Consider the following 8,758-nt stretch of genomic DNA (forward strand, 5'->3'; position numbering starts at 1 on the left):
CCTGCACGAGCACCCCGCACGCCTTGGCGGCGGCGGCCACCGCGGCGGCCTCGGCTGCGCCCTCCAGGGCCACGCAGCAGAGCTGCACGTCATCGAGGTCGGCCTCGGCGAAGTCCCGGCGCAACAGGGTCAGGGCGCCTTGCGCGGCCAGCGCCTCCAGCGCGGCGCCCGGCGCCGGGCCCACGACGCGGAGCGCCGCCCCGCTCGGCAGCAGCCGCCGCACCTGGGTCGCAGCCGCGTCGCCGCCGCCCACGACCAGCACGGCGACATCAGCGAGATCCAGGAAGACCGAAACGGGCGCCGGCGATTCAGGCGGCATCGGCATGGGTGTCACGCAGGATCTCCCTGATCTCGGGCAGGCAGGAGCCGCAATTGGTGCCGGCGCCGAGCGCGGCCCCGATCGCGTCGGTGGTCATCAGCCGCCGGTCGAGGATGGCGGCACGCAGCGTCGTGACGCCGACGCCAAAGCAGGCGCAGATGGCGCGTTCCGCCACGCCGCCGCCCGGGGCAGAGCGGCCGGCCAGCAAGGCGCCGCGCGCCGCATCCGCGACCGCCCCCCCGAGCAGCGCGGCGAGCGCCGCGCCCTGCGGCAGGCGGGCGGCGCCATCCGGGCCGGCGGCCAGGAACAGGCAGGCTTCCAGCCGCCCATCCTGCATGGCGGCGAAGCGCCAGGCGCCGCGCGACGGATCGGCCAGTTCGATCCAGTCCGCGGTCCTCGGCAGATCGAGCAGCCGGGCGGCGAATTCGCCGAGCGCCGCCGGCAGCGGCTCCGTCCCATCCAGCGCCAGCGCATGGCCCGCGCCGGCGGGGACGCGCGACCAGTGGACACCCTCGGGCCGGACGGCGCGGCGATGCAGCAGCAGGCCGCGCCAGCGGACGGGGACCGGTTCCGCCCGGACCGGGGTCGCCTTCAGCTCCGGCTGGCCGGAGACCGGGTCCGTGGCGGCGCCGACCAGGCGGCCGACCGGCCCCGAGGCCGAGAAGGCATCGGTCCAGTGCATCGGCACGAAGACCTCGCCCGGGCGCTGCGCGCGGCTGATCGCGACGCGCAGCAGCGCCGCGCCTTCAGCGCTCGTCAGCCGCAGCAGCCCGCCATCCGCGGCACCGATGCGCGCGGCATCGCCGGGCGCGAGTGCCACGAAAGGCGCGCTCTCATGCGCCATCAGCCGCGGCGAAAGCCCGGTCCGCGTCATGGTGTGCCATTGGTCGCGGAGGCGCCCGGTGTTCAGCAGCAGCGGGAATTCGGCATCGGGCCGCGCTGCCGGCGGGCGCCAGCGCAGCGGCACCAGCCGGGCGCGGCCATCCGGCGTCGGGAAGCCGCCGCGGGCGAAAAGGCGTCCGCCCTCCCCACTCCCGCCCGCGGGCAGCGGCCAGCGCACTGGCTCCAGCGCCTCGTATGCGGCGTCGGTCAGGGTCGCGAGCGCGCCGATATCGAAGATCCGCGCACCGTCATTCTCGAAGCCCGAAAGCGCGGCATGCTCGCGGAAGACCGCCGCCGGCGAAGTCCAGGCGAAGGCCTCGGAAAAGCCCATGCGCCGCGCGACCTCGGCCAGCATCCACCAGTCCGGCCGCGCCTCGCCGGGCGGCGCGCGGAAGGCGCGCTGGCGGGAGATGCGGCGGTCGGAATTGGTGACGGTGCCGTCCTTCTCGCCCCAGCCGGCGGCGGGCAGCACGACATGCGCCCGTTCCGTGGTGTCGGTCGGCCAGCAATCGGAGACCACGACGAAGGGACAGGCGGCCAGCGCCTCCCGCACCAGGCCCGCGCGGGGCATGCTGTCGGCGGGGTTGGTCGCGATGATCCAAAGCGCCTTCACGCGCCCGTCGCGCAGCGCCGCGAAGAGGTCCACCGCCTTCAGCCCGGGCCGCTCGGCGAGGTTGGGCGCCCCCCAGAAGCGCCTGACACGGTCGAGATCCTCCGGCTGGTCGAAGCGCATATGCGCGGCGAGCTGGTTGGCGAGCCCGCCCACCTCGCGCCCGCCCATGGCGTTGGGCTGGCCGGTCACCGAGAAAGGCCCGGCGCCGGGCAGGCCGATGCGCCCGGTGGCGAGATGGCAGTTGATGATCGCGTTCACCTTGTCCGTCCCGGCGGAGGACTGGTTCACGCCCTGGCTGTAGATCGTGACGGTACGCGGCGTCGCCGCGAACCAGGCGTAGAAGCGCGCGATGTCCTCGGCAGCGAGGCCGGTGACGGCGGCGATGCGCGCGAGGTCGGGCGCAGTCTCCCGCGCCGCCGCCAGCGCCGCGTCGAAGCCGGCGGCGTGGGCCACCAGCCAGCCGCGATCCACCGCGCCTGCCGTGTCGAGATGCACGAGCAGCCCCGCGAACAGCGCGACATCGCCGCCTGGCGCGATGGCGAGATGGAGGTCCGCGCCGTCAGCGGTCGCGGTCGCGCGCGGGTCCACCACCACCACCCGCGTGCCGCGCGCGGTGCGCGCCGCCGCGATGCGCCCATGCAGCACCGGATGGCACCAGGCGAGGTTGCTGCCGACCAGCACCACGAGGTCAGCTTCCTCCAGATCCTCATAGACGCCCGGCACCACATCCTCGCCGAAGGCGCGGACATGGCCGGCGACCGAGGAGGCCATGCAGAGCCGCGAGTTGGTGTCGATATTCGCGGTGCCGATGAAGCCCTTCATCAGCTTGTTAGCGACATAGTAGTCCTCGGTCAGGCATTGGCCGGAGACGTAGAGGGCGACGGCGTCCGGCCCATGCGCCGCGATCGTCTCCCGGAAGCGCGCGGCCACCAGGTCGAGGGCCTCGTCCCAGCTCGCGCCCTGCCCGTCCACCATGGGGTGCAGGAGGCGTTCGCCGTCGTCCAGCGTCTCGGCCAGGGCCGAGCCCTTGGAGCAGAGCCGGCCGTGATTCGCGGGATGTGCGGGATCGCCCGTGAGCGTCCGATGACCGGAGGGCCGAATGGCCCGAAGGTCTGAATCGGTCGCTCCACTGACAAGCGCCCGATGACCGGAGGGCCAATTGGCCCGGAGGTCTGAATCGGCCGCTACACTGACAAGGCTGCCGTCCGGCCGCGCCAGGACGCCGCAGCCGACGCCGCAATAGGGGCAGGTGGTACGGACGGCATCCGTCATCGGGATCGCTTCACTCGGCCGCGACGCCGGCGTTCAGCCTGCGCGTCGCCGGTTCGCGCCGCGGCGCGGTGCGGGCATGGGTCGCATAGAGCGTCAGGCCGACGAAGGTCAGCCCGCCGACCAGGTTGCCGATCACCGTCGGCAGCTCGTTCCACAGCAGGTAGTCCATGAAGGTGAACTCGCCGCCGAGCATGAGGCCCGCGGGGAAGAGGAACATGTTCACGATGGAATGCTCGAAGCCCATGTAGAAGAACACCATGATGGGCATCCACATCGCGATGACCTTGCCCGAGACGGAGTTGGACATCATCGCCGCGACCACGCCGGTCGAGACCATCCAATTGCAGAGCACGCCGCGGATGAAGAGGGTCAGCATCCCCGCCGCGCCATGGGCGGCATAGCCGAGGGTGCGCCCTTCCCCGATGCTGCCGAGGCGGCGGCCGACATCGTTCGGCGCCTCGCTGAAGCCGAAGGTGAAGATGACCGCCATCATCAGCGCGACCGTCGCCGCGCCCGCGAAATTGCCGAAGAAGACCAGGGTCCAGTTGCGCAGCATGCCGCCCACCGTGACACCCGGGCGCCGGTCGAAGAGCGCGAGCGGCACCAGGGTGAAGACGCCGGTCAGCAGGTCGAAGCCCATGAGGTAGAGCAGGCAGAAGCCCACGGGAAACAGGATCGCGCCGACCAGCGGCTGCCCGGTCTGCACGGTGACGGTGACGGCGAAGGCGGCGGCGAGCGCCAGGATGGCGCCTGCCATATAGGCGCGGATCAGCGTGTCGCGGGTCGACATGAAGACCTTCGCCTCGCCGGCATCGATCATCTTGCGCGTGAAATCGGCGGGGGTGACGTAGGACAAGGCTTTCTCTCCTGATTTCTTGGTTGCTTCAGCCGCGCAACGCCATCAGCACGCGCCCGCCCTCGACCCGGACGGGGATGCGCTTGGCGCAGCCCACATCCGGCGCCGCGGCCTCGCCGCTCTCGAGGTCGATCACCCAGTTGTGGAGCGGGCAGGTCACGGCATGGCCATGCACGATCCCCTGGCTGAGCCTACCGCCCTTGTGCGGGCAACGGTCCTCCAGCGCGAAGACGGCGTCGTCCAGCGCGCGGAAGACGGCGACCTCGCCATGGCTTGCGGTGGCGACGACGCGCGAGCCCTGGCGCGGGATCTCTTCCAGCGCGCAGACGCCGACCCAGGCGGTGCCCTGCGAAATGCTTCCGTCCATGCTGCTCATTCCGCCGGCACGAGGGTGGTGAAGGCCTGCGCATCGGTGCCGGCGGCACGCTCCGCCCAAGGATCCACCTGCGCGAATTGCTGCGCGTAGAGGAAGCGCGCATGCAGGGCGCGGCGGTTCTCCGCGTCGTCGACCACCTTCGCCTGAATATGCGCGAGGCCGACACGCTCCACCCAGGGCGCGGTGCGTTCGAGGTAGCGCGCCTCTTCCCGGTAGAGCTGCAGGAAGGCGCCGCAATATTCGAGCACCTCCTCCTCCGTCGTCACCTTGCAGAGCAGGTCGGTGACCCGGACGTGGATGCCGCCATTGCCGCCGACATGCAGCTCCCAGCCGCTGTCCACCGCGACGACGCCGAAATCCTTGATCGTCGCTTCCGCGCAATTGCGGGGGCAGCCGGAGACCGCGAGCTTCACCTTGTGCGGGTGCCAGGACCCCCAGGTCATCTGCTCGAGCTTCACGCCCATGCCGGTGCTGTCCTGGGTGCCGAAGCGGCACCAAGTGGAGCCGACGCAGGTCTTCACCGTGCGCAGCGCCTTACCGTAGGCATGGCCGGAGACCATCCCGGCGGCGTTGAGGTCCCGCCAGACTTCCGGCAACTGCTCCCGCTTCACGCCGAAGAGGTCGATGCGCTGCCCGCCCGTCACCTTCACCTCGGGAATCTGGTACTTGTCCACCACATCGGCGATGGCGCGGAGCTCGCGCGGATTGGTCAGCCCGCCCCACATGCGCGGCACCACCGAATAGGTGCCGTCCTTCTGGATGTTGGCGTGCATCCGCTCATTGACGAAGCGCGACTGCGCGTCGTCCTCGTATTCGCCGGGCCAGGCGCAGAGCAGGTAGTAGTTCAGCGCCGGCCGGCAGGAGGCGCAGCCCTCGGGCCGCGTCCAGTCCAGCCGGTGCATCACCTCGGGAATGGTCTTGAGGGACTGCGCCAGGATCTCGCGCCGGACATGGTCGTGCCCATGCGATGTGCATTTGCACATCGGCTTCTCGCCCGCGGGCTTCGCGTAGCCCTCGCCGAGCGAGAGCGCCAGCAGCCCCTCCACCTGTCCCGTGCAGGAGCCGCAGGAGGCGGAGGCCTTGGTGTGCGTGCGCACCGCGTCCAGGGTGGTGAGCTTCAGCGCCGCGATCGCGTTCGTAATCGTGCCCTTGCAGACGCCGTTGCAGCCGCAGATCTCGGCGCTGTCCGGCAGCGCCGCGATCGCCGCCGTCGGGTCGGGCGCCGCCGCGCCGAGGGACGCGGTCACGACCGCACGGCCGAGGATCAGGGTGTCGCGCATCGGCGCGACTTCGGTCGCCTCGCGCAGCAGTTGGAAATACCAGCCGCCATCAGCGACATCGCCATACATCACGACGCCGGCCACCTTGCCGTCGCGCAGCACGAGCTTGCGGTAGACCCCGCGCGCGGCGTCCTGGAAGGTGATCTCCTCATCATCAGGATCGGCGGCGGCGAGCGCGCCGGCCGAGAAGACGTCGATGCCGGTGATCTTCAGGCGCGTCGAGATCGGCGGCGGCACGAAGCGCGCCTCGTCATCGCCCGCGAGCCGTGCCGCCGCGGCCTTCGCCTGCTCCCAGATGGGCGCCACCAGGCCGAAGGTATTGCCGCGGTGCTCGACGCATTCGCCGATCGAGAAGATGGCGTGGTCATCGGTCCGCATCGCGTCGTCGACCACGATGCCGCGATTCACCTCGAGCCCCGCCGCGCGGGCGAGGTCGATGTTCGGGCGGATGCCGATGGCGATGACGACGAGATCGGCCGGGATCTCCCGCCCATCCGCGAGGCGCACACCGGTCGCCTGGCCGTCGCCGGTGATCTCCTCGGTCTGGCCATTGGTGAAGAAGGCGATGCCGCGGCGGTCGAGGTCGCGCTGCAGCAGCGTGCCCGCGGTGGCATCGAGCTGACGTTCCATCAAGGTCGGCATCAGGTGCACGAGTGCCACCGACATGCCTTGGCGCTTCAGGCCCCAGGCCGCCTCAAGCCCCAAGAGCCCGCCGCCGATCACGACGGCACGCTTGCCGCCTTCGCGCGCGGCGGCGAGCATGGTCTCGACATCGGCGATGTCGCGGAAGGCGCAGGTGCCGGGCATGCCGAGCCCCGGGATCGGCGGTGCCAGGGGCTTCGAACCGGTGGCGATCAGCAGCCGGTCATAGGCGACGACCAGGCCGGAGGCGGAGGTGACGGTCCGTGCCACGCGGTCGATCGCCACCGCCGGGTCGCCGGCGATCAGCCGGATGCCGTTCTCCGCGTACCATTCCCGGCTGTTGATCACGATCTGATCGAGCGATTTCTCGCCCGCCAGGACCGAGGACAGGGCGATGCGGTCGTAGTTCGGATGCGGCTCGGCGCCGAAGACGGTGATGTCGTAGGTGAGCGGAGCGCGCTTCAGCAGCTCTTCCACCGTCCGCATCCCGGCCATGCCGTTGCCGATGACGACGAGGTGCCGGCGCGTGGGGGAGATCACGTTCATGGGGTGCCCTTTCAGATCCGCGCGGCGCCGGCGGCGGCGTCGCCCCAGGTCGCGCGCCAGCGGTGCTTCACGCTGGTCAGGCTGAGCAGCGCCGCCACCGCGAGGGCGGCGAAGACCAGAAAGCCGGCCGTGTAGCCGCCGCTGAGCTGCTTCGAGAGGCCGAGGCTGGAGGCGAGCCAGAAACCACCGAGCCCACCGGTCATCCCGACCAGCCCGGTCATCACGCCGATCTCACTCCGGAAGCGCTGCGGCACGAGCTGGAACACCGCGCCGTTGCCCATGCCGAAGGCGAGCATGGCGAAGGCGAAGATGCAGAGCGCCATCCAGCTCTGCGGCAGACCGAGGCCGACCACGACGAGCGCCACGGCGGCCACCGCATACATCGCGGTGAGGGAGCGCACGCCGCCAATCCGATCCGCCACCATCCCGCCGATCGGGCGCACCATCGAACCGACGAAGACGCAGGCCGCGGTGAAATAGCCGGCGATGACAGGCGCGAGGCCGTACTGGTCGTTGAAGTAAATGGTCAGGGAGGAGGCGAGGCCGACGAAGCCGCCGAAGGTGACGGCGTAGAAGAACATGAAGAGCCAGGCGTCGCGGCTCCTGAGCACCGCCAGGTATTCCGGCAGCCGCTTCGGCCGCGGGCGGTTCGGGCTATCCTTGGCGAACAGCATGAAGATCAGCAGCGCCGCGCAGAGCGGGATCGCGACCAGGCCAAAGACGTTCGACCAGCCGAAGGCGGCGGCGAGGCCCGGGGCGAAGAGCGCGGCAAAGACGGTGCCGGAATTGCCCGCGCCCGCGATTCCGAGCGCCGTGCCCTGATGCTCGGGCGGATACCAGGAGGAGGCGAGCGGCAGGGCGACGGCGAAGGCGGCGCCGGCGATGCCGAGCACGAGCCCGACCAGCAGCGTGTCGAGGAAGCTGTGCACGCCGAGCCACCAGGCGGCGAGCAGGCCGGCGATGACGATCACCTGGCTGATGAGCCCGGTGCGGCGCGCGCCGATGCGGTCCACCAGCACCCCGTTCACCACGCGGAAGGCGGCGCCGGCGAGGACCGGCGTCGCCACCATGAGGCCCTTCTCGGCCGGGCTGAGGCCGAGATCGGCCGCGATCTGCACAGCCATCGGCCCGAGGATCACCCAGGCCATGAAGGACAGGTCGAAATAGAGGAAGGCAGCGATCAGCGTGGGCAGATGCCCAGCCTGCAAAAAGCCCTTCTTCACGCGTGATGCTCCGCGGGCCACCCTGGGATGGCACCCGCCCGCGAGCCGCCCTTGACTCGCAACGCCGCTCCGAGGCCCGGCCTGACCGCCTGACCCGCCGACAAGCGTTCCCCGCCCTTGAGGATCGCCCGCTGCGCTCCGCGATGGCCGACAGCCATCACCAGAGGCGCGCAGATCCCAAGGCAAGCGGCATGCCAGGATGTTGCGCCGCAAAATAGCTGGGTTTCGCGAAACCCTCAGTTCCAGACCGCCCAATCGCGCATCACAATAGCCTAAAATATAGGCTCTTTAGCCGATCAGAATCTAACTGCCTGCATATTGATCAGATGCCTTGCCGTAAGGCGTCCTCTTACCCCTCGAAGCGCGTGCCATCGCAGAAGCCGTCCGGCAGCATCGGCAGGGGCCGCGGCTGCGCCGGCAGCAGCCAGGGCGCGTCATGGCCGCCCTCCATCTTCTCGGCCCGGTCCGGCACCGGCAGGCCGATCGCCCGCGCCGCTTCGGCGTAGAGGTCTGGGCGATAAGCGCGCGCGGCACGTTCCGCGGCGTCGTCCGGCAGGGAGCGCCAGCGCGCCATCTGCGCCGCGAACCACCGGGCATGCGACCGCCAGGGAAAGGCGGCGGCATGCGCCGCGAAGACGGTCCGGTCAGCGTCCTGGCCGGAGCCGCCGGGCAGCGAGGCGGCCAGCAGCCCGGCCGGCACGCCGACCCAGTCCGGCTCCGCGAGCAGCGCGGCCAGCGCCGCCGCGCCG

At 70.9% G+C, this 8,758-nt stretch carries 6 protein-coding genes and 1 pseudogene; all 7 read right to left on the reverse strand.

The features are described 5' to 3' along the window. A partial coding sequence (locus GXW71_RS33795; RefSeq protein ID WP_281417471.1) for a precorrin-2 dehydrogenase/sirohydrochlorin ferrochelatase family protein occupies positions 1 to 325 on the reverse strand: 325 nt, incomplete at its 3' end. Beyond that, positions 309 to 3,086, reverse strand: coding sequence for a nitrate reductase (locus tag GXW71_RS33800; RefSeq protein WP_211858368.1), 2,778 nt, complete (start codon positions 3,084 to 3,086; stop codon positions 309 to 311). The genes GXW71_RS33800 and GXW71_RS33795, both read right to left, overlap by 17 nt. A 10-nt stretch (positions 3,087 to 3,096) precedes the next feature. Next, on the reverse strand, positions 3,097 to 3,942 hold the full coding sequence (locus GXW71_RS33805; protein WP_211858369.1) for a formate/nitrite transporter family protein: 846 nt from the start codon (positions 3,940 to 3,942) through the stop codon (positions 3,097 to 3,099). 28 nt (positions 3,943 to 3,970) lie between these two features. Beyond that, positions 3,971 to 4,309 carry a nitrite reductase small subunit NirD gene (nirD, locus tag GXW71_RS33810; RefSeq protein ID WP_211858370.1) on the reverse strand — a complete coding sequence of 113 codons (339 nt, stop codon included), beginning with the start codon at positions 4,307 to 4,309 and terminating at the stop codon, positions 3,971 to 3,973. A 5-nt stretch (positions 4,310 to 4,314) separates the two neighbouring features. Continuing rightward, on the reverse strand, positions 4,315 to 6,786 hold the full coding sequence (nirB, locus tag GXW71_RS33815; protein ID WP_211858371.1) for a nitrite reductase large subunit NirB: 2,472 nt from the start codon (positions 6,784 to 6,786) through the stop codon (positions 4,315 to 4,317). Between the two features lie 11 nt (positions 6,787 to 6,797). After that, positions 6,798 to 8,009 carry a nitrate/nitrite transporter gene (locus tag GXW71_RS33820; RefSeq protein ID WP_367617422.1) on the reverse strand — a complete coding sequence of 404 codons (1,212 nt, stop codon included), beginning with the start codon at positions 8,007 to 8,009 and terminating at the stop codon, positions 6,798 to 6,800. A gap of 349 nt (positions 8,010 to 8,358) precedes the next feature. Beyond that, a pseudogene (locus tag GXW71_RS33825) lies at positions 8,359 to 8,758 on the reverse strand (CmpA/NrtA family ABC transporter substrate-binding protein); the annotation flags it as partial.

This window comes from Plastoroseomonas hellenica, from assembly GCF_018129085.1.
Taxonomy (GTDB): Bacteria; Pseudomonadota; Alphaproteobacteria; order Acetobacterales; family Acetobacteraceae; genus Plastoroseomonas; species Plastoroseomonas hellenica.